Origin of the sequence: Nocardia sp. NPDC049190 (assembly GCF_040648115.1) — a bacterium.
Lineage (GTDB): Bacteria > Actinomycetota > Actinomycetes > Mycobacteriales > Mycobacteriaceae > Nocardia.
This window is the reverse complement of the sequence record NZ_JBEZDE010000003.1, coordinates 326,568-351,777: the sequence shown is the minus strand read 5'-3', so window position 1 is coordinate 351,777 and position 25,210 is coordinate 326,568. Positions and strand designations below refer to the sequence as shown.

Here is a 25,210-nt window from a genome sequence, read left to right as displayed (position 1 = left end):
ATGTGAGGAGCCAGCCGCACGTACTCGGAATCGTGCTCGCCGGTGGCGAGGGCAAGCGACTCTTTCCACTCACTGCGGACCGTGCCAAGCCCGCGGTCCCGTTCGGAGGCGCCTACCGCCTGATCGACTTCGTGCTCAGCAATCTGGTCAACGCGGGCTTCCTGCGGTTGTGCGTGCTCACCCAGTACAAGTCGCATTCGCTGGACCGGCACATCTCGCAGACCTGGCGGCTGTCCGGCTTCGCCGGCGAGTACATCACCCCGGTGCCCGCGCAGCAGCGGCTCGGGCCGCGCTGGTACACCGGGAGCGCGGACGCGATCATGCAGTCACTGAACCTGATCTACGACGAGGACCCGGACTACATCGTGGTGTTCGGCGCCGACCACGTGTACCGGATGGACCCGGAGCAGATGGTGCGCCACCACATCGATTCGGGGGCGGGTGTGACCGTCGCGGGCATTCGAGTGCCGCGCAGCGAAGCGAGCGCGTTCGGCTGCATCGACAGCGACGAATCGGGCCGGATCACCCAGTTCCTGGAGAAGCCCGCGCACCCACCGGGCACTCCTGACGACCCGAACGTCACGTTCGCGTCCATGGGCAACTATGTGTTCACGACCAAGGTCCTGGTGGATTCGATCAAGGCCGACGCCGACAACTCCGACTCCGACCACGACATGGGCGGCGACATCATTCCAGCGCTGGTCGGCGCGAGCCATGCGGGCGTCTACGACTTCGCCGACAACGATGTCCCCGGCGCCACCGACCGCGACCGCGGCTATTGGCGCGATGTCGGAACCATCGACGCGTTCTACGAGGCGCACATGGATCTGGTCTCGGTGCACCCGGTGTTCAACCTCTACAACCGGCATTGGCCGATCCGTGGAGCCGCCGAGAACCTGGCACCGGCCAAGTTCGCCCAGGGCGGGCTTGCCCAGGAGTGCATCGTCGGCGCCGGCAGCATCCTGTCCGCGGCCACCGTGCGCAACTCGGTGCTCAGTTCGAATGTCATGGTCGACGACGGCGCCACCGTCGAGGGCTGCGTGCTCATGCCCGGTGTCCGAATCGGGCGTGGAGCGGTGGTGCGGCACGCCATCCTGGACAAGAACGTGGTGGTCGGCGACGGCGAGATCATCGGGGTGGATCTGGAGCGGGATCGCAACCGGTTCGCCGTGAGCAATGGCGGCGTCGTCACGGTCGGCAAAGGTGTCTGGGTCTAGGGGCCGCCGGGCGGCGCAGGGCAGAACGGTGCGCATGGGCCGGGGGTGCGGGGCGCGGTCGTCCCCGAGGCGCCGCCGAAATCGGCGGTGCTGACCAAGTAGACCGCCAACAGCGCGAACAGGAGCACCGCCGCGAAGGCCGCCATGGTCCGACCCCAGTGGATCGGACGAACGCGGCGCTCGTCATCGTCCCAGAGAATCACCGCACCACACCTTCTTTCCGGACGCTTGCTCGGCGAAACGACCCATCGGTGCCCGTGCACACCCGCTCTCTGCAGCATGCGCCGGACAGTCCCGACCCGGCGGGGTATCGGCCGGATTCGCGAATGTTGTTCGCACCGTTTCGCTCCCGCGTCGGCGGCCGAGCGCCGGTCCGTGCCCCAGGTGCTCGATACTCGATGGCAGCCGGAACCGAGGCCTACGGGCTTTGCGGCGCCTGCGTGCAGAACGGCTCGCACGGCCCTTGTGTCGGCGTGACTTTCGGGGGACCGGTGTCGAAATCGGCATTGCTGACAACGAGCAGCACCAAGACGGCACCCAGGATCACGAAAAGTAAGGCAAATATGGTCGGCCGCAGCCAACTCGATCGTCGTTCCACCACGACCTCAGCCATGGAACCGATCTCGATCGCATCGAGTTCACGCATCACACCCTCGCTGACTTGTTTCCCATCGAGTACCCACCATCGGGTCGTGGAATCAGCGCGTGCCGAACACTAACCACGCGAGGCGCACAGCAATCCGTCCCCCACCGGGATCAGCACGCTGGTCAGTTCCGGATGCTCCGCGATGGCACGGGTCGCGGCGCGCACAGCCTGGGTGGCCGGATCCCGCTGCACCGGGTCGGGCACCCGCCCACCGAGCAGGGCGTTGTGGAGCAGGATGGCTCCACCGTCGCGCAGTAGTCGCACCGCCTGGACGACATACTCCGGGTGCTCCAGCGGTGCCGCGTCGATGAAGACCAGATCATAGGCGCCGTCGGCGAGGCGTGGCAGCACATCGAGCGCCCGTCCGTTGATCAGGCGGGTCCGCGCGGGCAGGATCTCCGCCGCGCGGAACGCCTCCCTGGCCGCACGCTGGTGCTCCGGCTCGGAATCGATGGTGGTCAGCGTGCCGTCCTCGCGCATCCCGTCGAGCAGCCACAGTCCGCTGATGCCCGCACCGGTACCCACCTCGACCACGGCACGCGCGCCGAGCAATTGCGCGTACATGCTCAGCAGCGCCCCCACCGAGGGTGGCACGGGCGCCACGCCGAGTTCGGTGGCCCGTTCGCGCGCACTGACGAGGATCTCGTCTTCCACGACGGATTCCTCCACGTAGGCGAGATTTCGCTCCAGATTCGATGCCACGGGTATGAGGCTAACGCCGGGTGGCCAGTCTCGGCGTTCCGGACAACACGCGCCGCCCGCCATTCTCGCCGCCGGTTTTCTCAGGTGACCCTCAGGGTCTCCATATCCCGGCCATATCAGGACACGACAGAGTATGACCAACCGATCGTGTTCACACGGGATGCGGGAACAACGACATAACCCATGGCGGTTGTATTCAGTCGTCACGGTCCGAATATCCGGGCCGGCGCAAGTCCCGAACGTATGCGGTCCCTAGTAGGAGGTAGCCCCATCCACATGGTCGATGCGGCGCGCGAGTACGCCACCCTGTCCGAACAGATCCCGCCGATCGAGGTGGACACCGCCGAGGAGTCCGTCGAGTTGACCGGAACTGCCGCTTTCGATGCCACCGGTGACCGAGCGGCCATGCCGTCCTGGGACGAACTCGTCCGCGAGCACGCCGACCGGGTCTACCGGCTGGCTTATCGCCTCTCCGGCGACGCTCAGGACGCCGACGATCTCACCCAGGAGACGTTCATCAGGGTGTTCCGCTCATTGTCGAATTACCAGCCGGGAACCTTCGAGGGCTGGTTGCACCGCATCACCACCAACCTGTTTCTGGACATGGTCCGCCGCCGTAACCGGATCAGGATGGAAGCGCTGCCCGAGGATTACGACCGCGTTCCCGCCGAGGGCCCCGGTCCGGAACAGGCATATCACGATTCAAGGCTCGACCCCGACCTCCAATCCGCATTGGATTCGCTGGCGCCGGAGTTCCGCGCCGCCGTCGTTCTGTGTGATATCGAGGGGCTGTCCTACGAGGAGATCGGCGCTACGCTCGGCGTGAAACTCGGCACGGTGCGCAGTCGAATCCACCGTGGGCGTCAGGCACTGCGCGACTACCTTGCGCATAATGGAAGTGAGCAGCGGTTCGCCGCTGATGCGAACATAGGGTGATCCGTCGGCAGCCGCATCGCCAACGGATCGGACGATGTCGGTTGAAAGGGTGAGCACCGAATGAGTGGCGACTCCAGTACGTCAGGTCGTCCGCCTCGTTTCAGCCCCACCGAGCATCTGGCGAGTGAGGCGATCGCGGCCTACGTGGATGGCGAATTGCGTATGAACGCCTATCTGCGTGCTGCCCAGCATCTTTCGCTGTGCCCCGAATGCGCGGCGGAGGTCGAGGCCCAGCAACAGGCGCGCATCGCGTTGCGCCACGCCGGCCATGTCGCGATTCCGACCGGACTGCACGACAGCCTGACCAGGATTCCTCTTGCCGAACTGCCGGGCGGGGCGAGCAACGCACAGTCCCCGGCGTCCAGATCCGGCACAGCACCGCGCAACGAGGCGGTTTTCGGCTTTCTGACCGATTCGTTCACCGCGACCCGGTGGACTACATGGTGGCGCAAGTAGAGTTTCCCGAGTGACCACCGAATCGACGAATTCCAGCTCGGCCGGCACCTCGGATTCGGCGGCCGACCGCGGGAATCTCCGTCCACCGGACGCGCCCGTGCTCGGCCCGCGCCCGGTCTACCGGCCCCATGTCGACACGCACACGGCGCGCACCTTCCGCAGACCATCCGGCCAGTCCGGCTCGTTCGCCGAGCCGCTGCCGACCGGCGCGACAGGCCCGGCGGCACCGATAGGCCCCGACCTCCAGAACCGCCCGCCGGACGCCGTGCTCGCCGAGGCGTTCGGCCGCCCGCAAGGCTCCTCCGAGTTGTTGCAGCGCGACCCCGACGCGGCCGTCGGTACCGCGCCGGTCGCGGGTCCGGCCGATCCGTGGCGTGACCCCGATGCCGCCGTGCGCCTCGGCGCCCCCGCGGTCCCGACGCCCCTGTCGCGACCGCTACCGCAGGCCGAGAAGCTCACCGCCCGCCAGGTGCTGTTCGGTTCGGTGGTCGCGCCGAAGGCGCTGGCGGTGCTCGCACTGGTCGCACTCGGGATCGGCCTGCTCGGTGGTCTGGTCGGCAGCCTGACCGCGGACACCGCATCCACGCTCACCTCACGCAAGGTCACCTTGGAGCAGAGCGGCGATTCCGATCGCCCGCACGGCCTGATCGCGCAGGTCGCGAATGCCGTACTGCCGTCGGTCGTGTCGATCAGGGTCACCGTCGGCGACAACGGCGCCACCGGTTCCGGCGTGGTGATCGACGGCGCGGGCTACGTCGTCACCAACAACCACGTCATCTCGATGGCCGCCCAGGACAAGAGCAATCGCGCCGCGATTCAGGTCCAGTTCTCCGACGGCACCCGGGTGCCCGCCCAGATCGTCGGCCGCGACCCGAAGACCGACTTGGCCGTGTTGAAAGTCGACGTGAAAAATCTCACCGTCGCCGAACTCGGCAAGTCCGGCGACGTGCGGGTCGGCGACGATGTCCTGGCCATCGGCTCGCCGCTCGGTCTGAGCAAGACGGTCACCTCCGGCATCGTCAGCGCACTGCACCGCCCCGTGAAACTGGAGGGCGAGGGGAGCGATACGAAGGCCGTGATCGACGCGGTGCAGACCGACGCGTCGATCAATCCCGGTAACTCGGGTGGCGCCCTGGTGGACATGGAGGGCCGGGTCATCGGCATCAACTCCGCCATCCGCAGCGAGACCGGCGGCTCGGTCGGCCTCGGTTTCGCCATCCCGGTGGACGCCATGACCCAGGTGGCGCAAACGCTGATCCGAGACGGCCGTATCCATCACGCGAGCATGGGCCTTTCCGTCCGCACCAAGACGGTCGCGAACGACGTGATGAGCGGAGCCGCGGTCGCTGATGTGACGCCGAACGGGCCGGCCGCCCGAGCCGGCATCGTAGAAGGCGATGTCATCGTGCGAGTCGGCGATCGGGAAGTCACCAGCTCGGACGAATTCACGGTCGCCGAACAATCGAACAAGATCGGTCAGACGGTCACCGTTCAACTGATTCGCGACGGTCGCCGAGTCGACCTTCCGGTAACTCTGGAATCGGACTGAGACTCGATTCCGGCAGTATTCTGCCGCTCACCGTAAACGGGTCGGGTCCGGACACCACGCACCGTCCGGCCCCGCGCCCGGTCTCGCTGAACCATGTCCCGGCGCGCCGGGTAGCCTGATTAGGTGTTCAGCAACATCGGCTGGAGCGAGATGGTCATCCTGCTCGTCGCCGCCCTCGTGATCCTCGGACCGGAGCGCCTGCCCGGTGCGGTGCGCTGGACCACTCGCAGCCTGCGACAGGTGCGGGATTACGCGAGCGGCGCGACCTCCCAACTGAAACAGGAACTCGGCCCGGAATTCGAGGATTTGCGAAAGCCGTTGGCCGACCTGAATGAATTGCGCGGCATGACTCCGCGCTCCATGGTGACCAAACACCTTCTCAACGGCGACGATTCGCTGTTCAAGGATTGGGGCGGCGCGCTGCCCGACAAAAAAGACCTCTACAGCACCAACAGCGGAATGCCCGACTATTCGATACCGAAGCCGGATAAGCCGTTGGAGCGCAACGAACGTCCGCCGATCGACTCGGACGCCACCTGATCTGTCAAGCAGTCTAGACGCCATCACGCGACTAGGTGTCTAGACTTCGCACATGTCGGCCGATGACGTGGCGCGCGTGTTCGCGATCGAAGACAAGGTCGAGCGACTGAAAGCGGCCACCGATGGGGTGGCGGCGGCCCAGCAGACCATCAACGAACTGACCAGGATCCGCCGTGCCGTGATCAGGGACCTCCATGCCGAAGGCTGGACGTTCGCCAGAATCGGTGCGGCAGCCGGGCTTTCCCGGGCCCGAATCCATCAGGTGAGTACCCAGGGACCCGCACCGGAGGGGCTGTTCTTCGGGCACGGATCACTCACCGTGCTCCTTCCGGAGGTGCGGGCGGGCCGGGTGATCGGTGCGCCGGATCCGGCCGCACCGCACCGACTGGCCGAGCTACTCCGCGAACTCGGCTTCACGGTCGCGATCGAGCATTTCCTGCCGGGTCGCCCGATCGACCTGCGACGCGACGGGCTGATCGTGCTCGGCGGCCCGGAGTTGTCCCCCAGCCTTCGCCAGCTGATCACCGCCGATCCACGGCTTCGGCGCGCAGTGCCCAGAGCGGGCGACGCGCGCCGTGGCATCGAGGATCGGGCGGCGCGGCGGGTATACCGACCGGGTGGGCCCGAACCACACGACATCGCCTATCTGGCCAGACTGCCCAGACCCGACGCGCGCGGTAGCGTGCTGATGATCGATGGCATGCATCCGCCCGGCTCACTCGGCGCCGTCCGGCTGCTCTCCACGAGACTGGCCGCCCTGCACGAGCGGGCAGGCGCACATCTGTTTTCGGTGCTGGTGTCCTGCCGATTCGACCGTGCCACCGGCGAACCGCTGGAAGCCGACCTGCTCACGCCGGTTTACCGGCACGATCCGGAAAAGCGGTTGCCCGCACCGGGTCTGCGCCGCTGAGTTACCCCGAAACGCGGGCCGCCCGCCCCGCGGCGACAGCCGGCACCACAGCGGATTACCGCTGGTTCGGCGTGATCGGCCGGGAATTATCGAATGCCGAAGCACAGCTGGTAACTTCATCGGCGCGGTAACCGGGAGCGGTCGGCCACACCGAATCGTCCCACCGGAGGTACGAGGCTTACCTGTCGAGACCACAATTCGACTGTCAGCCCCCTGGATCGATGACCCCTTCGCTGAGCGAATGCCTGCCACCTGCGCATTCGGCACTTCCGAACAGCTTGTCACACACAGAACTCCAAGAATGTGACGCACGTCACATCATCCTCCGGCACACGCTTTCCTGCATGAATGCTTCAATAGCTGAAAGATAACTAAGTCGATAGGTGAACTCTGGTGCATGTTCGAAGTTCGATATCTGCGAGTTCGGCGTCCACACCTCCCGCGAAGCGGAACGAGTCGCTCTGTCCAGGTGCGCGGTCCGATCCGGCGCTCACCACCCACCGGATGACCTACAGCGACCGACTGAAGGTGTTCCTCGGACCCGACGAGACCCTCGACAATTTCCTACGCCCACTGCGCAGGCTCGACGGCCTTCACCGCTACTCGGTGAACATGACTCGTCTCGCCGTGCCCATGCGGCCCACCGACATCAGTCCGGCGATCAGCTCCGCGCCTGGACGGAACTATCTGCAATGCACCGGCGCGGCCGACGCGTTGGCGATCGAACTGCGCGCCACCATCGGCTCCACGGCGCGCCAGTTCGTCGTCGGACTGCCCGGCGATCGGATCGGTGTACCCGGCCTCGACATGCCGGTTCCCGCCGGTGTGCCCGCGCCGGTGATCTACCCGGACGAAGTCTTCACCGCGGAGCAGGCGGCCGAGATCTTCACGGCATACTTCGAGACAGGCGCGGTCCAGCCCTATCTGCAACTCCGCGAGACGGCCGTGTGATGCGTATTTCGAGAAGGCGCCGGTGAATCCGCTCGCGCTCGTCGGCGTCGTGGTGCTGACGGCCGGACTGCTCACGCTGGCCATCACCGTGCTGTTGCGACCGACGGACTCGCACCAGCACCTGACCGTCGCCGAGCTCCAGGACCGCCTCACGAAGGAGTCCACCGCGGCGGCGCTCACGCGGCCGGCGGACAGTACGGCCGACGGGCACGAGGAGCCGGTAGCCGAATCGCTGCCCGAACAACACAACCGGGCCGAATAGCTATCCGATAGCTGAACTGCGGATACGGCTGCGCCGTCGGTCGACACACGGGCATCCTTCGCCACCGCGGCGCGATTCCTGTTCCCTCGACGGGTATCCGGGGACCGGCCGAACCCGAGGACGGCAGCAACCCGCCACCCAGCAACTGGCGATCGAGATTCAGGCGGCCGCCCGCACGGGTCGCAGCGTGTTCATCGGCGGGCGATCGGTCAGGGACACCTCGGTACTGTGCGCGGTGAATTCGTCACCGATCAGCGGGAACTGAGTGAGCGCCGAACCGGAGTCCTGCACACCGCTGCGGCCGAGCACGGTCCCCAGGATTTGGCGGCTCATCACCCCCAAGTCGGCCAGCGGTCGATTGCGGTGCGTCCGCACACCCAGATTGACCTGGCCGATCGCGCTCAGGCCGAGCCGGTCGTAGGTGTCGAGCAGCAGCCCGATTTCCACACCGTAGCCAGGCGCGAACGGCACCGAGGTGAGCAGTTCGCGGGTACCCGCGTATTCACCACCCAGCGGCTGCAGCACCTGCGACAGCTCGGGCCGCAGCGCAGCGAGCAGCGGTCGGGCCACCAGCTCGGTGACGCGGCCGCCGCCATGCGCGTCCACTGCGTCACCCTGGCGCAGCGGCCTGCGGTAGTACGCCTTGGCCAAGTGCATACCGCCGACTGTGAGCAGCGGACCGAGCAGTTTCGGCACGAAGGCCGGGTCCGGGTCGATGAGATCGGAGTCGACGAACGCGATCAGGTCGCCGCTGGTCACGGCCAAAGATCGCCACAGAACCTCGCCCTTGCCAGGGACGGGATTCAGCTCGGGTACCGCCTGTTCGCGGCTGATCACCTCGGCCCCCGCGGCGCGTGCCCGTTCCGCGGTCGCATCGGTCGAGCCGGAGTCGAGCACGATCAGTTCGTCGACCAGTGTGCCGAGCAGTGGCCGAATGCTCGCCACCACATCACCCACGGTGCGCTCTTCGTTCAGCGCGGGCAGCACCACCGAGACAGCGCGCCCCGCTTTGGCGGCGACGAGTTCGTCGACCGTCCAGTCCGGGCTGTCCCAGGTATTGGTCGTCGCCCAGGCGGGCTCGCGGTGTTGGATTTTCATACCAGACCTCGCAAGGTTCGTGCGGGGGGCCGGATGCCCTGGATCGCGGCGATCATGTCCACGACCCGCCGGGTCGCGGCTACCTCGTGGACTCGGAAGACTCGGGCGCCGGCGGCCGCCGACCATGCTGTTGCTGCCAATGTGCCCTCCAGCCGTTCGGAAAGATCGACATCTAAAGTCTCCCCGATGAAATCCTTGTTGCTCAGCGCCATCAAGACTGGCCATCCGGTATTTACAAGAATGTCCACTCCGCGCAACAACTCGAGCCCGTGATAGGTGTTCTTGCCGAAATCATGAGTGGGATCGATCAGAATCGAATCCTTGCGCACCCCCGCCGCGAGCGCGTTCTCGGCGGCGATCACCACCGCGTCCGCGACTTCGCCCACCACATCGGCGTAGCGGACTCGATGCGGTCTGGTTCTCGGCACCGCGCCGCCGGTGTGGCTGCATACCACCCCGACACCGTGCTCGGCCGCCACCCGGACCAGATCCGGGTCGGCGCCGGCCCAAGTGTCATTGATCAGGTCGGCGCCCTCGCCCGCGGCAGCCGACGCCACGTCGGCACGCCAGGTATCGACGCTGACGAGTAGCTCGGGGTACTTCGCCCGAATGGCGGCGACGAACGGGATCACCCGTCTGGTCTCCTCGGCCGCGTCGACCAGCACACCCGGGCCGGCTTTCACACCGCCGATGTCGACCAGATCGGCGCCCTCGTCGACCGCACGCGCCACCGCGTCCATCGCCGCCGCGTCGGTGAAGGTGGCGCCTCGGTCGTAGAACGAGTCCGGTGTGCGATTCACGATCGCCATCACCAGCGCCCGATTCGTCGCCACCGGCCTGCCGCACAGTGTCGGAAGCGGCGCCGTGACCGAGCTGAACATGCCCACGACTGTAGCTAGTCCGCAGAGCGCCGCGACCATGGTCCCGCTCGGTAGACCGTCGTCAGCTGCTCGTCAGCCGAATTCGCCACCGCAGATCCCTCGAACTCGGTAACCGAACCCACCGCTGGGCGGCAGTCGGTGTTCCCGGTTCAGCTCACCGAATCACGCAGTACGCGAGGCCTCCAGTGCGGCGAATGCGGTAGGAAGATCGGTTGCGACGGTAATCCGCGACAGGGCCGACTGTGGCACGAACTTTCGGTCGTGCAACTCATCGAGCCAGGAGAACAACCCGCGGAAGAATCCATCGGAATCCAGCACAACGACGGGCTTGTCGTGCTCGCCCAGATACCCCCCGGTCCATGCCTCGAAAAACTCTTCGAGGGTACCGATGCCGCCGGGCAGGGTGAGGAAGGCGTCGGCGCGGTCCTCCATGACCTGCTTGCGCTGGCGCATTGTGTCGGTGACCACCAGCTCGTCGGCGTCGACGTCGGCAACTTCCCGGTGCACCAGGTGTTTCGGGATCACGCCGATGGTGTTCGCACCGCCCGCGCGCGCCGCGGTCGCGACCGCACCCATCATCGACACATGGCCGCCGCCGGACACCAATTGCCATCCACGCCGGGCGATCTCGGTGCCGACCCGGGCCGCCAACGAGAGTTGGCCGGTGTCCGTCGTGCTCGCCGAGCAGTAGACACAGACCGTGAAAGGCTGTTCGCTCACCACTGATCCTCCGTACCGATCGCATCCTCGGCGGCGCCCGCCTGCACGTTGGCCTGGATGATACTCACGACCTCCTCGACGCTGTCGGTCACGTGCAGCAGGCCGAGGTCGCCCGGCGAGATCTTGCCGGAGCCGCCGAGCGTGTCGCGCACCCAGTCGACCAGCCCGGACCAGTACCTGCTGCCGAACAGGATGATCGGGAAGCGGGTGATCTTGCGGGTCTGCACCAGGGTGAGCGCCTCGAACAACTCGTCCAGCGTGCCGAAGCCGCCGGGCAGGCAGATGAACGCCTGCGAGTACTTCACGAACATCGTCTTGCGAACGAAGAAGTAACGGAAGTTGATGCCCAGATCGACCCACTCGTTGAGGCTCTGTTCGAACGGCAGCTCGATCCCGAGGCCGATCGAGTAGCCGCCCGCCTCGCAGGCGCCGCGGTTGGCCGCCTCCATGGCGCCGGGCCCGCCGCCGGTGATCACCGCGAACCCCGCCCTGGCCAGCGCCGCGCCGATCGCATGGGCCGCCTGGTATTCGGGGTGATCGGCGGGTGTGCGCGCGGAACCGAACACGGTCACCGCGCGCGGAACCTCGGCGAGCGCGCCGAAACCCTCGACGAATTCGGCTTGGATACGCAGCACACGCCACGGGTCGGTATGTACCCAGTCCGTATCGCCGCGTCGGTCCAGCAGGTTCCGGTCGGCGGTCCCGATCTCGTCCTTGCGAGCGCGGCGGAACATTATCGGTCCGCGGAACTTGGCTGTCGACTTCGGCTTGTTGGAGACCTCACGATCGGCGGCGTCGGCGGACATGCCGCCCACGCTACCGCCCGGCCGTCCGCACGCACCGGGCGGAACGGAGAAGTCGTCCGACGTTCAACTGTGCGCCGCACGCGTGTGACACGAGCACACTCCGCACGTCGACAGACTCAGCCCTCGGCTCCGGTGAGATAGCCGCGCAGTATCGCGGTGACGTCGGTGATCTGATCGACGGGAACATGTTCGTCGCGCTTGTGCGCGAAGTTGGGGTCGCCGGGACCGAAATTGACCGCGGGGATGCCGCGGGCGGCGAAGCGGGCGACATCGGTCCAGCCGTATTTGGCGCGCACGCCGCCGCCGTGCCGGTGCACCGAGGCGATCAGGTCCTTGGCGGCCGGCGCGGTCAGGCCAGGTAGTGCACCCGGTGCGGAGTCGGTCACCTCGAAGGAGATGTCGAGGCCGGCGAAGACCTCGCGGACGTGATCGATGGCCTGGTCCACGGAGCGATCGGGGGCGAACCGGAAGTTGACGTCGACTTCGGCGACATCCGGCACGACATTGCCCGCCACACCGCCGTCGATACGGACCGCCGACAACCCCTCGCGATAGACGCAGCCGTCGATGTCGACCTCGCGCGCCCGATAATCCGACAGCCGCTGCAGAATCGGAGCCAGTCGGTGTACCGCGTTGTCGCCCAGCCATGATCGCGCCGAGTGCGCGCGGACACCGGAGGTACTCAGCCGAACCCGCAGCGTTCCTTGGCAACCCGCCTCGATCCAGCCGCCGGACGGTTCGCCGAGCACCGCGAGATCGGCCACCAGCCAGTCGGGGTGATCGCGTTCGATGTGACCGAGCCCGTTGAACTCCGCGGCGATCTCTTCGCAGTCGTAGAAGATCAGCGTCACATCGTGCACCGGTTCGGCGACGGTCGCGGCCAAGTGCAGGAACACCGCGTCGCCGGATTTCATGTCCACCGAGCCACAGCCGTAGAGCACACGCTCGCCCGCCGGGCCGACCGCGAAGTAACCCGGCACGTTGTCGGCGATCGGTACGGTGTCCAGGTGACCGGCCAGCAGCACCCTGGTCGGCAAGCCCCGATTGGTCCGCGCGAGCACCACGTTCCCGTTCCGCAGCACTTCGAAACCGGTCGTCTGCTCGCGCAGTGCCCGCTCCACCACGTCGGTGATCGCCGCCTCGTTCCGCGACACGCTCGGGATGTCGACGAGCGCGGCGGTCAGCGTGATCGGGTCGGCATATAGGTCGATGGTCACGCTCTTCACCCTACGACCGCGGCACGGTCCGAATGTCACAGTCGGCGCTATCGCACCGCACCGCGCGACCGATCCATGGTGTGTGCGAGCACACGAGGGAGGCTCCGCATCGGCGGACCGGTATCGGTAACCTCTTCCGACGTGAGCATTCAGGGAGCAACTGCAGTCGGTATCGCCAACGTGACCCCGGACGGGGCCGTGCTGGACACGTGGTACCCGAGCCCGCGGCTCGGTGAGTTCGGCTCGACCGGCACCAACCGACTCGACGAGCCGCCCGCCGAGTACGAGGCGCTGCTCGGCTTCGACGAAGCGCGCGCGGTCGAGGTGGTCGCCGTGCACACCACGATCGCCGACCTCTCCGCCGCCCCGGTCGACGCGCACGACGTCTACCTGCGCCTGCATCTGCTCTCACACCGCCTGGTCAAGCCGCACGAGGTGAACCTGGACGGCCAGTTCGGCTTGCTGAACAACGTCGTCTGGACCAACCACGGCCCCGCCGCGGTGGAGGGCTTCGAGACCACCCGCGCCAAACTGCGCGCCCGCGGCCCGGTCACGGTGTACAGCATCGACAAGTTCCCGCGCATGGTCGACTACGTCGTCCCCTCGGGCGTGCGCATCGGCGACGCCGACCGAGTCCGACTCGGCGCGCATCTGGCCGCCGGCACCACCGTCATGCACGAGGGCTTCGTGAACTTCAACGCGGGCACGCTCGGCGCGTCCATGGTGGAGGGCCGCATCTCCGCGGGGGTCGTGGTCGGGGACGGCTCCGACATCGGCGGCGGCGCGTCCACCATGGGCACCTTGTCCGGCGGCGGCACCACGGTGATCTCGATCGGCGAGCGCTCGCTGCTCGGCGCCAATTCCGGCCTCGGTATTCCGCTCGGCGACGACTGCGTCCTGGAGGCCGGCCTCTACCTGACCGCGGGCACCAAGGTCACCGGCCCCGACGGCACCCTGGTCAAAGCCGCCGATCTCGCCGGCCGCGACAACCTGCTGTTCCGCCGCAACTCCACCACCGGCGCGGTCGAGGTCGTCGCGCGCAAGGGCACCGGCATCGAACTCAACGCCGCCCTCCACGCCAACGACTGAGCTGGCTTTTCCGCCTCTCCGTTTCAGGCCGTACTGGTTGGGTCAGCGGGAGTAGCGTTCAGATCTGGCGTCGGGTGCCGCCGGAGGTCTGGGCGTTCCCGGTGAGTTACCCATGTGCTTACGAAAGCAGTTGGCGCGATGCAATTTTCGATGCTCCGGGATTTTCAGGCCGTAACCGTTGGATGAGGCAGGAATAGCGTTCAGGTCCCGAGTCGAGTGCGGCTCGGGATCTGGGCGTACTCGGCGAAATTACCCATGCGCTTACGAAAGTATTTGACACGTTGATTTCGATCGAGAGCCCATCGCTTGCGGGGGCGGGTAGATCAGGCAGTTGTTCCCTCGCCTGGGCCTGCCCGGCTTTTCGTCCGGATGTGCTCACTGTGTGGTGGAGGGGACCAGGCCGAAGGCGATGACGCGATCGGGATGGATGCGGATCATTTCGCGCGAAACGCCGGTAATGTACGGGTCGACGTCGGTCAACGCTTCTGCGGTGCCACGGATTTCGAGGCAGCGGACTCGCCAGGGCTGCGTCGAAGCGATGTCGTCGACCACGAAGGCGACGTGCTTGTTCGTGGCGAGGTTGCGGAACTTCCACGAGGCGCCCATGTTCCAACCCGCGATGTCGATCGCGTCGAACTCGGCGTTGTAGCGGAAGCCCACCGGATTGTTCTGCGGCGTGCCATCAGGACGGACGGTCGCCAGCCGACCGAGTCGCTGGCTGCTCAGATAACCGATCTGTTCGGGAGTCAAGGTCGAGGTCATGGGGTGACCGTAGAACCTCGACTCAGCTCGAGGTCAACCCTTCGCGACAGACAGCGGCTGCCCGGTAGGAGTCGACATCTTCCAGGGTGATGGTCAGCACGAGCATCTTCCGAAACCACGATCGGGACCGGACCCGGTCGACCCGCTCGGCGACCGCGGACGCCGGCATATGGGGGCACGCGGCCTGCACCCTCGAACGGCTCGAACGCCGACCGCCCGACACCCGCGAGTACTTCGGCGGCGAATCCGAGCGCACCGCCCGCACTACCCGTGTCCCGCGAGAGACCCGTCCAACTCGGGATCGCCCTGATCTACAGGCACTCGCCCTCGTGGGGGTACCTGATCTCGACCAGGTCCGGCAACCTGATCACCCGTCCAATACCGTTCGGGTGGCCTGCTTTTCGGACAGCGCCGATGACCAGGTTTCAGAGGAGCGCCGACCGGGTATCGCTATCGGAGGGTGCTGCGCCGCATCAGGTCATGGTGCGCCGCGCAGATCATGTTGTGCTGTAGTACACTTCATCTATCGGCTGACGGTGCGTGTCCGCCAATGAAGATCATCTCCCATGTTGGCGTTGAGATTTCGCCCGAAGATTCGACTTCCTCGGCCGAGGTTCTCGAATGCCAAGCAGGAGAGCGAGCAGGAGGTACTGCAATGGAAAATCTCGCAGACTTCGGCACTTTGAGACCGGAGCAGTTGACGGCCGTTACCAGCCCTGCACTCCGTGCGGTGCTCGAGCGTCATCGCACCCAATCCACAGACCACACCGCAAGGTTTCAGTCGTTCATCAGTCCCGAAAAGTAGCTTGTAACAAGCATCGGCCACGGGGTATTTCCGCGTTCGGTAATACCCGTGGCCGGTTGCAGCTCCGGGAGACGAGATGACGCCGGTTCCGCTGTCGTTGGGTAGTTTTGGCGAGCAGAACTTATGGCCCGCAGCCGGTTTGGATGTCGGCGAGTTGGTGCGCGATGGTTGGGAGCCGCTGCCTTTTATCGAGTTCGTGATCAAGATCCATAGTCGATGCAATCTAGCGTGCGACTATTGTTACATCTACGAGATGGCCGATCAGAGTTGGCGTGAACAACCGAAGACGATGAGCCGCGCCGTTTTCGATGACGCCTGCCGAATGATTGGTGAACATGCGCGCACTCATGCGCTGCCTGTAGTAAATCTCGTCTTCCACGGTGGTGAACCGCTTCTCGTAGGTCATGACGACCTGGAGTACTACGCCGAGCAGGCGCGAATGTTACTCGAGCCGATCACCGATGTGCGTCTGGGGATCCAGACCAACGGGGTACTGCTCGATGAGGAATTCCTGGATATTTGTCACCGATGGGGTATTCGGATCGGCGTCAGTATCGACGGTGGCGAGGACGAGAATGACCGGCATCGACGCGATCGGCGGGGTGCGGGTAGCTATGCCCGGGTCGCTGCGGGGTTGACGCGGCTTGATGCCGACGACCGCCGTCACTTGTTTTCCGGCCTACTGTGCACGATCGACGTCGCGAACGATCCTGTGCAGACGTATGAGGCACTCGTCAAGTTTCAGCCACCTGCGGTCGACTTTCTACTGCCACATGGTAATTGGACGACGCCGCCACCAGCGATGGATCAGCGCGCCACACCATACGCGGACTGGCTGATCGCGGTTTTCGATCGCTGGTATCACGCACCGAAGTTGGAAACTCAAGTTCGGCTCTTCGACACCATCATCGATCTCCTACTCGGCGGGCAGGGCGGGTCGGAGGCCGTGGGTCTCGCGCCTATTCGAATGGCGGTGATCGAAACCGACGGTACATTGGAACAGGTCGACGAGCTGAAGTCCACCTTCGCGGGGGCGACCAAACTACGGACCAAGAGCGAAGGCAATCCGCTCGATCAGGCGCTGTGGGAGCCGTCGCTGATCGCTCGTCAGATCGGTCTGGATGCGCTGAGTGACACCTGCCGTGTGTGCCCGGTACACACCGTATGCGGCGGTGGGCACTACGTGCACCGATACCGCGCGGATAACGGTTTCCGCAATCCTTCCGTGTATTGCGCCGATCTGCAGAAGTTGATCGACCACATCTCGTCCCGGATCCGGGCAGATATCGACTCCGCCGCCCGATAGAAGCTGGAAATCATATGCCCATCGCCTTGGCCGAGATCGGTCATGCCGCTATCGATCTGAGTTCCGGCTACGGCACCGTCGCGTCCGTCGAAACACTGGTGGACGGTATGGTGACGACGCGGATGATCCTGCTGCGAACGCTGATTGCCGAAGTAACTGCACGGGCGCCAGGAAGCGCGGAACGCGCCGGCCTCGTCGAGGCCTATCAGAGCTTGGCCGACCTGCAGCAAACGCATCCGGCGGAGGTCAGGGCCCTGCTGTCCTATCCGCACGTCGGCTTGTGGCTCGCGCATGTCTTTTCGGTGCTCGATGCCGAGTCGGACGCCGTCCCGGCCACGTTGTGGGCCGACTGCGGTTACCTCGGCTGGCTCGCCGCCGCCGGTGCTCTCACATGTCGACCCGAGGGATCGGTGACACTCGTGACGCGTAACGGTGCGGTGATGCTGCCGGGTATCGGCCTTGCTCGCCTGGGGTCCTCCGAAGCCGCCGGGCATTGCGAATTGCGCTGGGCCAGCGGCACGTTGCATTTCACCACCGACACCGGGACAGTTACCGTTTCGGCCGTCGACGAGGAGTCCGATCCCGCCTGGTTACCGCTGCGGACAGTCCGGGGCACCCCAGAGGAACGCGAGGTGTTGCTCGACGACCTCGACCCCTTCCGTGACCTGCGTGACGCCCACCTCGATCCACCCCGGCTGACAGCCGCGCACAGTGATCGGTGGCAGCAGGACTTCGCCGGCGCCTGGGACCTGTTGCACCGCCATTTCAACCACTACCTGCTACCCATGCGTCCCTGCCTGCGGGCGCTCGCACCACTGAGTGCGCAGCCGCTGGCTGCGAGTACGAGCCACACCGCGTTCAATGGACTCGGCTGCGTCTACACCACCGCCCCCGCGGATCCCTGCCAGTTGGCGCTGACGCTGATCCACGAGATCCAGCATGCCAAGTTCACCCTGTTGACCGATCAGATCATGCTGTTCGATCCAGATCCGACGTGCCGCTTCTACGCACCGTGGCGCGACGATCCGCGGCCGATCTATGGCCTATTGCACGGAATCTACGCGTTTTTCGGTGTCACTGATTTCTGGCGAATTCATCGGAATGCCGAGTGCCACCGGTCCATGCAAGCGCACGTGAATTTCGCGTTGTGGCGCGTCCAGGTGGAAGCGGCCATCGCGCAGGCGGCGACATCGGGTCTGCTGACCCCTGCGGGGGAAGACTTCCTCGATCGGCTCACGGCGAGCATGGGTGCGTGGGCGGCGGAGGACGTGCCCGCCGCGACGGCGCTGGCCACCGCTGAGGTATCCGTCGCCCATCGGACCTTCTGGCAGGTGCGCAACTCGACCGTCTCCCCAGGAGGTATTTCCGACCTTGTCGCATGCTGGACAGCACGAGCACAACGGCCCGATACCCTTCCGCCGGTGACCCAGGTGGATCAGCAGACGGTGCCGACCCATCATCGGCGGCTGCAGCTGGCCGCGCAGTTGCTCGACACCAGCGCGGCCGACGTGTTGTCGAGCCAGGAGCAGCAGCCCGGCGACCGCGCCTACCTGGCCGGTGACTTCCCCGAGGCCGCCGCGCTCTACACCCAGCAGTTGCGGGCGGATCCGTTGCGGCCGCAATTGTGGGCAGGCCTGGCCCTGACACTGCCGAAACTGTATCCAGACGACACCTTCAGCATCCTGAACGACAGGGCCGCAGTAGCAGCCGGTCTGTATCGCGCAATCCCGGATAGCAGTGATATCGAGATCGTCGATCTGCTGCGCTGGTTGTCCAGCGAACCGAGCCGAGATGAGTAGGGCTGGGATGCTTACCGACCACGACTTTCGGCAGCTCTGGTCCGGTGTCGCGACCTCGCCAGCGGGATCGCACGGCGTACGAATTACCGTCCCGCCCAGAACATCGTCGACAGTCCTACCGAGCGAATGAGCGGATCGCGAATATTCCGTATCCAGCGGATGAGCGGATCGCGGACAGTCTACGTCGACCGGAATTTCGCGTTGCTGTGGTCGGGCAACGCAGCCTCGCTGGTCGGCTTCTTCGGAGTACGCATCGCCTATCCGCTACTGACATTGGCGGCGACCGACAATCCCGCGCTTGCGGGCTGGGTTACCTTCGCGGTAACCGTGCCGAGTCTGATCTTCCAGATCCCGGCGGGCATCGCCGCGGACTACGGGAATCAGCGAAGAATCCTACTGATCTGCCAGTCGGCCGGGCTGTCCGCGGCCTGCCTGGCCATCACCGTTGTCATACTCCAGATACCGTATTTCGCACCGGTTCTCATGCTCACCGCCTTCGTCGAGGGCACCGCCAATGTCTTCTTCGAAGTCAGCGAGCTGGCCGCGGTCCGAAATATCGTCGACGCCGAGGATCGCGGCGTCGCATTGTCGTTCTTGTCAGCCGAGAAGCCTGTCGCCATCGTGATCGGCCGGGCCACCGGCGCTGCCGCCTACGGGGCGGCGGCCTGGCTGCCCTTCGCGGTAAACACCATGTCATACATTTTTTGCCGGAAGACCCTGCAGGCGATCCGATGGAACACCCCCGCGCGGGCCGCCGGGCCCGCGCTGCGCGAACGGCTCACTGACGGAATGGGGAGCGTCGTCCGGGACGGCGCCAGGAGTGCCTGGGCCGAACCGTTCCTGCGAACCACGACCGCGATCAGCGGGCTGACGAACATGATCATCCAGGTGGCCATTCTGCTGATCATGGTGAAACTCGACGACAGCGATTCACCGGCGTGGACGATCGGTATCGTCCTCGGCGCGGCGGGCGTCGGCGGCATCGTCGGCTCCGCCGCCGCGACGAAGCTGATCACATGGTTCGGCCGAGCACGTGTCTACCACGGCGCGCTGTGGGCGTACACGGCGCTGATGTTGCCGGTCTCGCTGAGTTCGAACCCCGTCGTGCTCGCGATAGCCTGGTTCGCCGTGGGCTGTAGCGGCCTCATAATCACCGTCCTCATGTCGATCTTTCGCGTGGAAGTCATCCCCGAGGAAACTCTCGGCCGGACGGTCGGCATACTCACCATGGTGACCGACGGAAGCGTCGCCTTCGGCGCGCTGCTCGGAGGCTACCTCGTCAGTGGGCTGGGCACGACCGGCGTCGGCATTCTGCTGACGGGCGCCATGTTCGTCGTCGCGGTCAGCACCAGGCGCATGACCATACCCGCGTAGCAAGAGCACAAGCGGTGTTGACGCGCCACACGCGCCTATAGGGCTTTGTCAGGTCTCAATCTTCGCGACCGGCAACGGCGGCAATAACTTCAGCTCAGCAATTTCTTCTGCACCTTGCCCATCGCGTTGCGCGGCAGCGCATCGACCAGTCGGATCTCACGCGGGCGCTTGTGCACCGAAAGCTGCTCGGCCACATGGGCGATCAACTCACGCTCCGTGGTCCCGGCATCGGAGGCGCGCCGGACGACGAAAGCGACGACGCGCTGCCCGAGATCGTCATCGGGCAGCCCCACCACCGCGACCTCGGCGACCGCGGGGTGCCCGAGCAGCACCGTCTCCACCTCGCCCGCGCCGATGCGATAGCCGCCGGACTTGATCAGGTCCACCGATTCCCGGCCGACGATGCGGTGAAAGCCCTCGGGGTCGATGACGGCAACGTCACCGGTTCTGAACCAGCCGTCGTCGGTCCAGCTTTCGGCGGTCGCGTCCGGCCGGTTCAGATAGCCGTCGAAGAGCATGGGACCACGCACCTGCAGGCCGCCGATACTCTCGCCGTCGTGGGGAACCGGAGCGCCGGACTCGTCCCTGAGCCGGGTCCGCACGCCGCGCACCGGTGTGCCGACCCAGCCCGGCCTGCGCTCGCCGTCCGCCCGGGTGGACAGCGTGATCATGGTTTCGCTCATGCCATAGCGCTCGATCGGCGCGTGCCCGGTGAGCTCGCGCAGCCGCTCGAACACCGGCATCGGCAGCGGCGCGCTGCCGGAGACCAACAACCGGGCGGTAGTCAATTGCTGTGCCGCTTCCGGATCCTCGACCATCCGCGACCACACGGTAGGCACAGCGAAATAGAGCGACCCCTTCGCCGCGGCGTACGCTCGCGGGGTCGGTTTACCGGTGTGGATCAGCGGGCTTCCCACGCGCAGCGCACCGAGTACGCCGAGAATCAACCCGTGCACATGGAACAGCGGAAGTCCGTGCACCAGAACATCATCGGCGGTCCACGCCCAGGCATCGGCGAGCGCGTCCAACCCCGCCGCGATAGCGCCGCGCCCGAGCACAACCCCTTTCGGTAGACCAGTGGTTCCCGAGGTGTAGAGCACGAAAGCCGGCGTGGCCGGGTCGGGTTCGGGATACGAGTGCCAGGATCTGGCGTGCCTGCGCACTGGAACCACGGGCAGTTCGCTGCCCTCCGGCGCTTTCCCCAGCCAAACCTGCGCACCGGAGTCGGCGAGGATATGGGCCCGCTCGGTGGCGCCCGAGTCCGGCGGCACCGGCACCACCGTCACGCCCGCGATCAGGCAGCCGACCACCGCGAGCACAGTGGTCACGGTCGGCTCGGCCAGCACTGCCACCCGCTCCGCCCGGGCGATGCGCTCGGCTACCGAGGTCGCCGCGCCGAGCAGGTCGCTGCGCGACAGGGTCGAGCCGTCGATGGTGACGGCATTCGGGATATCCGCACCGCCTGCGACGGCCAGCGGGTTCAAGGAACTGAGTAGCAGTGGCGGACCGAACGACATTCGACCACGCTACTTCGCCGGGTTCAGTCGCATCGCCGCGACATCCACCGGAGCCGAGACGAATTATCGCGGCTGTTCCGGTTGACACTCGCGTGAGGCAGTGAGACTGTTGATATCTAGTCTTGTCAGAAGGAGCGAGGTCGATGATGGCCAGGCCATCGCACGCGACGACGCACCCCGAATCACCGGATTCGTTCGACATGGGGCGGTACATCGACGGGATCGCCGGGTTCCTCGGCGGTACCGCGAACGTCATCATGCAGCTCAGCGCCCCACCTGTCGGCTATGGCGTAGTGGAGAGCACGGTCGACAGCGGGAAGGTCATGGTGCACCCGGTCAAGCGGCTGCGCACCACGCTGACCTACCTGTCGGTGGCGATGCTCGGCTCCGACGAGGAGCGCGCGGCCTACCGCGACGCGGTCGACGTATCGCACCGACCGGTGCACTCCAGCGCGTCGAGCCCGGTGCACTACAACGCGTTCGATCCCGATCTGCAGCTGTGGGTCGCCGCGTGCCTGTACTGGGGCGCGACGGACCTCTATGAGCGCATGCACGGCCCGATGGACGAGGTCACCGCCGAGATCTTCTACCAGCACGGCGCCCGCCTGGGCACCACCCTGCAGATGCGCGCGGACATGTGGCCCGCCGACCGGCGGGCGTTCACCGCGTACTGGGTGGCGAATCTGGCGAAGACCAGCATCGATCCGATCCTGCACGACTATTTCGACGACCTGATCGACCTGCGCATGCTGCCGCGCCCCGCGCGGTTGGCGTTCGGACGCGTACACCGCTTCTTCGTCACCGGCCTACTCCCCCAGCACCTGCGCGACCAGATGGGTCTCCCATGGACCGAGCGCGACGACCGCATTCTGCAGCGCGTCCTACGCACCCTCGGCGCCGCCGAAGCCAGGCTGCCGCGCCAGGTCCGGGCGTTCCCCTTCAATGCCTACCTGCTGGATATGCGCATCCGGCGAAAACTCGGCCTACGTCTGGTCTGAACGACACGAATTTGCCGCGATTACCTCATAACAGACAACTTTCAGCATTTGCGTGTTGTACCGTCCAATCGCACCCGTACCTGTGATATCTCGACTCACTCCGAAGTTCTTCACACCGAAGCGAGCCAGGAGACAACCATGGGCTATCGATTGACGGTGAGCACGCTAGTCGCCCTCGGCACCTGCCTCGCCCTGGCGACGCCGGTCGCGAGTGCCACACCCTGCCAGGTCGCCGTGCCGCAACGCACCGCGATGTCCGTGCGAACCATCCTCGGCATCGGATGGGGCAGCGCGAATGAACACGAGCCGCGCTCGAGCCTGTCGCTGGCCAAGCTTTTCCTGGCCGACTACGCGTTGCGCCACGGCGACCGCTCGGCGGACGATCGCGACCTCGCCGAGCGCATGATCCGCTACTCGGACGACAGCGCGGCGAGCCTGATGGCGGCGAAATACCCGCAGGCCGTGGGCACCATCGCTGGCGAATACGGCCTGACCGCGACACGCGCCGGAGACGACTGGGGCGCGGGGACGACGAGTGCCGCGGATGTATCCGATTTCCTCGTGGCCAAGTTGCGCACCGATCCCGGGTCGCCGATCTTCGAGTGGATGGCCGCCGCCGGCTCGACCGCCCTCGACGGCACCGAACAGGACTGGGGTACCGCACGATTTCCTCTGGTGCTCGGCACCAAGTGGGGTTGGTCGGATTCCGGCGAGCCCGAGGTGGCGTCGGCCTCCTACGGTCCCGGTTTCGCGGTGACCGCGCACACGCACGGCACCGCCGCCGAGCAGACCGCCGATGTCCTCGGCGCCCTCCCCGCGATTACCGCCGGACTAATCGCCTGCCGCTGATTCCGAACACGCGGTGGCGCCGGCTTGCCGGATCCATTACCGCACTCGAAACGACACCACCACGTGGTCGCGGGCGAACTGCCGGATCGCCACGTCGTCGCCGAGCGGGATCACGGTCTGCGGCGTCAGTGCGAGCGAAAGCGCTGTGCGGGCGATCATTTCGGCCAGCGGTTCCGGATCGTAGTCCGGCAGTTTGCCTTCCTGCTGTAGCCGCGTGATGAACTCGGCGAGATAGTCACGGCCGAGCTCGATGACCGGGGCGCCCTCGGTGGTCAGGTAGGGCAGCACCAGTTCGGGCTCGGTGGCCAGCAGCCGGTGGATCAGCCGGTTGTCGCGCAAGCCGGTGATGAACGCGGCGAACAGCTCGACGATCTGGTCTTGCGCGCTCGCGTCCCGATCGACTTGCCGTTGCAGCGCGGCGTCGACCTGCTCGATGAACTCGCGGGTCTGCCGCAGCCCGACAGCCTTGATCAGATCGGACTTGCTCGCGAAGCGCCGGTACAGCGTGGCCAGTGACAACCCGCAGCGACGCGCGACCTCCACCATGCTGGTGCGCTTGATACCGAAATCCAGGAATGCCAGCAACGCAGCGTCGAGCACCCGCGTCTGATTGCCGTCCGCCGGCGCCGCGCCGCGCACCAGCGGCAGCAACCTGGTCAGCCTGGCCATACCTCTACCTTCCGGATAGGCGACACGATGACATTGCAAGCATTGCATACCATCAGCGTGGTTGACACACCCTCGAGGCAATGAGAGCGTCTATCAACATCTTCTCATCACTTCGCCGCGCCGGGTGCGGACGGAGACCGAAAGACGAGGTCGACCATGGGCGCCCCGCTGCGCGATCCCGAGCACGAGCCGGATCCGAGCCCGAGCCTCACCCCGGAGACCGTTGCGGAATATCTGGACGGCATCGCCGCATTCCTCGGCGGCACCTGCAGCTGAGTCTGCGCCCGGTCGGGCGCGGCGTACTGGAGAGCACCGTCGACAGCGGCAAAGTCACCCTGCACCCGATCAAGCGGCTGCGCACCACCCTGACCTATCTCGCGGTCGCGCTGCTGGGCTCGGACCAGGAACGTGCCGCCTACCGAGACGCGGTCAACACCTCGCACCGACCGGTGCACTCCACGGCGGCGAGTCCGGTGGAATACCACGCCTTCGACGCCGACCTGCAACTGCGGGTGGCCGCGTGCCTGTACTGGGGCATCGATGACCTCTACACCCGAATGCACCGCCCGATGGACCCCCGTACCGCCGAAGCCCTCTACCGCTACGCCGCACGACTCGGCACTACGCTGCAGATGCGGCCGCAGATGTGGCCAGCGAACCGCGCCGAGTTCCAACGGTATTGGAACGAGAACCTGGTCGAGCGCAGCATCGAACCCGCACTGCGGAACTACCTCAGCGACCTGATCGACCTGGCCATGCTGCCGCGGCCAGTCCGATTCGCCTTCGCGCCAGTGCAACGATTCGTCGTCACCGGACTGCTGCCACAGCACCTGCGCGACGAGATGGGCATGACGTGGACCGAGCGTGACCAGCGTCGATTCGATCGGCTGCTGCGGGTCATCGCCGCGATACACACGCGATTACCCAAATCGGCACGAATGTTCCCCTTGAACGCGTATCTTTTCGATCTGCGCAGACGTCTGCGTCTGGGAAGACCACTGGTGTAGAAGGTTCGGATACGTGGCACCAGAGGGTAGGCGGGCAGGGCATCCGCCCTGCCCGCTTCCGGTCCGCGCGCTCCCGTCGGTCCGGAATCGCCGGCCACGGCACCCGGCGCCCGCCGGATTCGCCGGTTCGCCACCGGATTCCAG

Annotated in this window: 26 protein-coding genes; 15 read left to right on the top strand and 11 right to left on the bottom strand. The window is 66.0% G+C overall.

The window, feature by feature from the left end; translation table 11 throughout:
• The first annotated feature begins 2 nt into the window (after nucleotides 1-2).
• Entirely contained in the window at nucleotides 3-1,217 is a 1,215-nt protein-coding gene (gene glgC, locus AB0B25_RS05255; RefSeq protein WP_357174930.1) for a glucose-1-phosphate adenylyltransferase, read from the top strand.
• On the opposite strand, the gene AB0B25_RS05250 is transcribed toward glgC, so the two are convergent.
• The 3 genes from AB0B25_RS05250 to AB0B25_RS05240 all read right to left on the bottom strand — a co-directional run bounded on the left by AB0B25_RS05250 (nucleotide 1,214) and on the right by AB0B25_RS05240 (nucleotide 2,571).
• The gene (locus AB0B25_RS05250) at nucleotides 1,214-1,420 is read right to left on the bottom strand and encodes a hypothetical protein (RefSeq protein ID WP_357174927.1); all 207 of its coding nucleotides are present in this window, start codon (nucleotides 1,418-1,420) and stop codon (nucleotides 1,214-1,216) included. The two genes, glgC and AB0B25_RS05250, sit on opposite strands and share 4 nt — an antisense overlap.
• A gap of 215 nt (nucleotides 1,421-1,635) precedes the next feature.
• Complete coding sequence (locus AB0B25_RS05245) at nucleotides 1,636-1,863, bottom strand: hypothetical protein (protein ID WP_357174924.1); 228 nt, start codon at nucleotides 1,861-1,863, stop codon at nucleotides 1,636-1,638.
• Nucleotides 1,864-1,932: 69 nt separating this feature from the next.
• A complete protein-coding gene (locus tag AB0B25_RS05240; protein ID WP_357175020.1) occupies nucleotides 1,933-2,571 on the bottom strand; it encodes an O-methyltransferase in 639 nt (212 codons plus the stop codon).
• Nucleotides 2,572-2,841: 270 nt separating this feature from the next.
• On the opposite strand from AB0B25_RS05240, the gene sigE reads away from it, so the two are divergent.
• From sigE to AB0B25_RS05205, 7 genes are all read left to right on the top strand, one after another.
• Nucleotides 2,842-3,501 (top strand): RNA polymerase sigma factor SigE, encoded by a 660-nt coding sequence (gene sigE, locus AB0B25_RS05235; RefSeq protein ID WP_357174921.1) that lies wholly within the window; start codon nucleotides 2,842-2,844, stop codon nucleotides 3,499-3,501.
• Nucleotides 3,502-3,561: 60 nt separating this feature from the next.
• Nucleotides 3,562-3,957, top strand: coding sequence for a hypothetical protein (locus AB0B25_RS05230; protein ID WP_357174918.1), 396 nt, complete (start codon nucleotides 3,562-3,564; stop codon nucleotides 3,955-3,957).
• Nucleotides 3,958-3,967: 10 nt separating this feature from the next.
• Nucleotides 3,968-5,506 (top strand): trypsin-like peptidase domain-containing protein, encoded by a 1,539-nt coding sequence (locus tag AB0B25_RS05225; RefSeq protein ID WP_357174915.1) that lies wholly within the window; start codon nucleotides 3,968-3,970, stop codon nucleotides 5,504-5,506.
• Nucleotides 5,507-5,629: 123 nt separating this feature from the next.
• The gene (gene tatB / locus AB0B25_RS05220; protein WP_357174912.1) at nucleotides 5,630-6,046 is read left to right on the top strand and encodes a Sec-independent protein translocase protein TatB; all 417 of its coding nucleotides are present in this window, start codon (nucleotides 5,630-5,632) and stop codon (nucleotides 6,044-6,046) included.
• 52 nt (nucleotides 6,047-6,098) lie between these two features.
• Nucleotides 6,099-6,956, top strand: coding sequence for a hypothetical protein (locus tag AB0B25_RS05215; protein WP_357174909.1), 858 nt, complete (start codon nucleotides 6,099-6,101; stop codon nucleotides 6,954-6,956).
• Between the two features lie 504 nt (nucleotides 6,957-7,460).
• Nucleotides 7,461-7,907, top strand: coding sequence for a hypothetical protein (locus AB0B25_RS05210; RefSeq protein WP_357174907.1), 447 nt, complete (start codon nucleotides 7,461-7,463; stop codon nucleotides 7,905-7,907).
• A 22-nt stretch (nucleotides 7,908-7,929) separates the two neighbouring features.
• Nucleotides 7,930-8,169: a hypothetical protein gene (locus AB0B25_RS05205; protein WP_357174904.1), complete on the top strand. Its 240-nt coding sequence runs from the start codon at nucleotides 7,930-7,932 to the stop codon at nucleotides 8,167-8,169.
• Nucleotides 8,170-8,328: 159 nt separating this feature from the next.
• Here AB0B25_RS05205 and AB0B25_RS05200 read toward each other — a convergent pair whose 3' ends face one another.
• The 5 genes from AB0B25_RS05200 to dapE form a co-directional block, all read right to left on the bottom strand.
• A complete protein-coding gene (locus AB0B25_RS05200) occupies nucleotides 8,329-9,267 on the bottom strand; it encodes a glucosyl-3-phosphoglycerate synthase (RefSeq protein WP_357174901.1) in 939 nt (312 codons plus the stop codon).
• On the bottom strand, nucleotides 9,264-10,148 hold the full coding sequence (gene folP / locus AB0B25_RS05195; RefSeq protein WP_357174898.1) for a dihydropteroate synthase: 885 nt from the start codon (nucleotides 10,146-10,148) through the stop codon (nucleotides 9,264-9,266). The genes AB0B25_RS05200 and folP overlap by 4 nt, the downstream gene beginning before the upstream one ends.
• Before the next feature lie 162 nt (nucleotides 10,149-10,310).
• A complete protein-coding gene (locus tag AB0B25_RS05190; RefSeq protein WP_357174896.1) occupies nucleotides 10,311-10,868 on the bottom strand; it encodes a TIGR00730 family Rossman fold protein in 558 nt (185 codons plus the stop codon).
• Complete coding sequence (locus AB0B25_RS05185) at nucleotides 10,865-11,602, bottom strand: TIGR00730 family Rossman fold protein (RefSeq protein ID WP_357175018.1); 738 nt, start codon at nucleotides 11,600-11,602, stop codon at nucleotides 10,865-10,867. The genes AB0B25_RS05190 and AB0B25_RS05185 overlap by 4 nt, the downstream gene beginning before the upstream one ends.
• Before the next feature lie 188 nt (nucleotides 11,603-11,790).
• Entirely contained in the window at nucleotides 11,791-12,891 is a 1,101-nt protein-coding gene (dapE, locus tag AB0B25_RS05180; RefSeq protein WP_357174893.1) for a succinyl-diaminopimelate desuccinylase, read from the bottom strand.
• 141 nt (nucleotides 12,892-13,032) lie between these two features.
• On the opposite strand from dapE, the gene dapD reads away from it, so the two are divergent.
• Nucleotides 13,033-13,980, top strand: coding sequence for a 2,3,4,5-tetrahydropyridine-2,6-dicarboxylate N-succinyltransferase (gene dapD / locus AB0B25_RS05175; protein WP_357174890.1), 948 nt, complete (start codon nucleotides 13,033-13,035; stop codon nucleotides 13,978-13,980).
• Nucleotides 13,981-14,355: 375 nt separating this feature from the next.
• Here the strand turns inward: dapD and AB0B25_RS05170 are convergent, their stop codons facing one another.
• Nucleotides 14,356-14,742 carry a PPOX class F420-dependent oxidoreductase gene (locus tag AB0B25_RS05170; RefSeq protein WP_357174887.1) on the bottom strand — a complete coding sequence of 129 codons (387 nt, stop codon included), beginning with the start codon at nucleotides 14,740-14,742 and terminating at the stop codon, nucleotides 14,356-14,358.
• Nucleotides 14,743-15,623: 881 nt separating this feature from the next.
• Between AB0B25_RS05170 and AB0B25_RS05165 the strand changes: the two genes are divergently transcribed.
• From AB0B25_RS05165 to AB0B25_RS05155, 3 genes are all read left to right on the top strand, one after another.
• The gene (locus tag AB0B25_RS05165; protein ID WP_357174884.1) at nucleotides 15,624-16,853 is read left to right on the top strand and encodes an FxsB family cyclophane-forming radical SAM/SPASM peptide maturase; all 1,230 of its coding nucleotides are present in this window, start codon (nucleotides 15,624-15,626) and stop codon (nucleotides 16,851-16,853) included.
• A 14-nt stretch (nucleotides 16,854-16,867) separates the two neighbouring features.
• Entirely contained in the window at nucleotides 16,868-18,652 is a 1,785-nt protein-coding gene (locus tag AB0B25_RS05160; protein WP_357174881.1) for an HEXXH motif domain-containing protein, read from the top strand.
• A gap of 159 nt (nucleotides 18,653-18,811) precedes the next feature.
• On the top strand, nucleotides 18,812-20,026 hold the full coding sequence (locus AB0B25_RS05155) for an MFS transporter (protein ID WP_357174879.1): 1,215 nt from the start codon (nucleotides 18,812-18,814) through the stop codon (nucleotides 20,024-20,026).
• Between the two features lie 89 nt (nucleotides 20,027-20,115).
• Here the strand turns inward: AB0B25_RS05155 and AB0B25_RS05150 are convergent, their stop codons facing one another.
• Nucleotides 20,116-21,543 (bottom strand): acyl-CoA synthetase, encoded by a 1,428-nt coding sequence (locus AB0B25_RS05150; protein WP_357174876.1) that lies wholly within the window; start codon nucleotides 21,541-21,543, stop codon nucleotides 20,116-20,118.
• A gap of 146 nt (nucleotides 21,544-21,689) precedes the next feature.
• On the opposite strand from AB0B25_RS05150, the gene AB0B25_RS05145 reads away from it, so the two are divergent.
• Together AB0B25_RS05145 and AB0B25_RS05140 are read left to right on the top strand one after the other, a co-directional pair.
• Nucleotides 21,690-22,541, top strand: coding sequence for an oxygenase MpaB family protein (locus AB0B25_RS05145; protein WP_357175015.1), 852 nt, complete (start codon nucleotides 21,690-21,692; stop codon nucleotides 22,539-22,541).
• Nucleotides 22,542-22,679: 138 nt separating this feature from the next.
• Nucleotides 22,680-23,390: a hypothetical protein gene (locus AB0B25_RS05140; RefSeq protein WP_357174874.1), complete on the top strand. Its 711-nt coding sequence runs from the start codon at nucleotides 22,680-22,682 to the stop codon at nucleotides 23,388-23,390.
• Between the two features lie 36 nt (nucleotides 23,391-23,426).
• Here AB0B25_RS05140 and AB0B25_RS05135 read toward each other — a convergent pair whose 3' ends face one another.
• Nucleotides 23,427-24,059 carry a TetR/AcrR family transcriptional regulator gene (locus AB0B25_RS05135; RefSeq protein WP_357174872.1) on the bottom strand — a complete coding sequence of 211 codons (633 nt, stop codon included), beginning with the start codon at nucleotides 24,057-24,059 and terminating at the stop codon, nucleotides 23,427-23,429.
• Between the two features lie 80 nt (nucleotides 24,060-24,139).
• Between AB0B25_RS05135 and AB0B25_RS05130 the strand changes: the two genes are divergently transcribed.
• Nucleotides 24,140-25,066: an oxygenase MpaB family protein gene (locus tag AB0B25_RS05130; RefSeq protein WP_357174869.1), complete on the top strand. Its 927-nt coding sequence runs from the start codon at nucleotides 24,140-24,142 to the stop codon at nucleotides 25,064-25,066.
• Nucleotides 25,067-25,210 lie beyond the last annotated feature (144 nt).

What these genes read in the sequence shown, in the direction of transcription:
- AB0B25_RS05245 (WP_357174924.1), bottom strand. Translation starts at nt 1,863, where the DNA reads ATGCGTGAACTCGATGCGATCGAGATCGGTTCCATGGCTGAGGTCGTG.
- sigE (WP_357174921.1), top strand. Translation starts at nt 2,842, where the DNA reads ATGGTCGATGCGGCGCGCGAGTACGCCACCCTGTCCGAACAGATCCCG.
- AB0B25_RS05230 (WP_357174918.1), top strand. Translation starts at nt 3,562, where the DNA reads ATGAGTGGCGACTCCAGTACGTCAGGTCGTCCGCCTCGTTTCAGCCCC.
- AB0B25_RS05215 (WP_357174909.1), top strand. Translation starts at nt 6,099, where the DNA reads ATGTCGGCCGATGACGTGGCGCGCGTGTTCGCGATCGAAGACAAGGTC.
- AB0B25_RS05210 (WP_357174907.1), top strand. Translation starts at nt 7,461, where the DNA reads ATGACCTACAGCGACCGACTGAAGGTGTTCCTCGGACCCGACGAGACC.
- AB0B25_RS05200 (WP_357174901.1), bottom strand. Translation starts at nt 9,267, where the DNA reads ATGAAAATCCAACACCGCGAGCCCGCCTGGGCGACGACCAATACCTGG.
- folP (WP_357174898.1), bottom strand. Translation starts at nt 10,148, where the DNA reads ATGTTCAGCTCGGTCACGGCGCCGCTTCCGACACTGTGCGGCAGGCCG.
- AB0B25_RS05185 (WP_357175018.1), bottom strand. Translation starts at nt 11,602, where the DNA reads ATGTTCCGCCGCGCTCGCAAGGACGAGATCGGGACCGCCGACCGGAAC.
- AB0B25_RS05170 (WP_357174887.1), bottom strand. Translation starts at nt 14,742, where the DNA reads ATGACCTCGACCTTGACTCCCGAACAGATCGGTTATCTGAGCAGCCAG.
- AB0B25_RS05165 (WP_357174884.1), top strand. Translation starts at nt 15,624, where the DNA reads ATGACGCCGGTTCCGCTGTCGTTGGGTAGTTTTGGCGAGCAGAACTTA.
- AB0B25_RS05160 (WP_357174881.1), top strand. Translation starts at nt 16,868, where the DNA reads ATGCCCATCGCCTTGGCCGAGATCGGTCATGCCGCTATCGATCTGAGT.
- AB0B25_RS05155 (WP_357174879.1), top strand. Translation starts at nt 18,812, where the DNA reads ATGAGCGGATCGCGGACAGTCTACGTCGACCGGAATTTCGCGTTGCTG.
- AB0B25_RS05150 (WP_357174876.1), bottom strand. Translation starts at nt 21,543, where the DNA reads ATGTCGTTCGGTCCGCCACTGCTACTCAGTTCCTTGAACCCGCTGGCC.
- AB0B25_RS05145 (WP_357175015.1), top strand. Translation starts at nt 21,690, where the DNA reads ATGGCCAGGCCATCGCACGCGACGACGCACCCCGAATCACCGGATTCG.
- AB0B25_RS05140 (WP_357174874.1), top strand. Translation starts at nt 22,680, where the DNA reads ATGGGCTATCGATTGACGGTGAGCACGCTAGTCGCCCTCGGCACCTGC.
- AB0B25_RS05135 (WP_357174872.1), bottom strand. Translation starts at nt 24,059, where the DNA reads ATGGCCAGGCTGACCAGGTTGCTGCCGCTGGTGCGCGGCGCGGCGCCG.
- AB0B25_RS05130 (WP_357174869.1), top strand. Translation starts at nt 24,140, where the DNA reads ATGAGAGCGTCTATCAACATCTTCTCATCACTTCGCCGCGCCGGGTGC.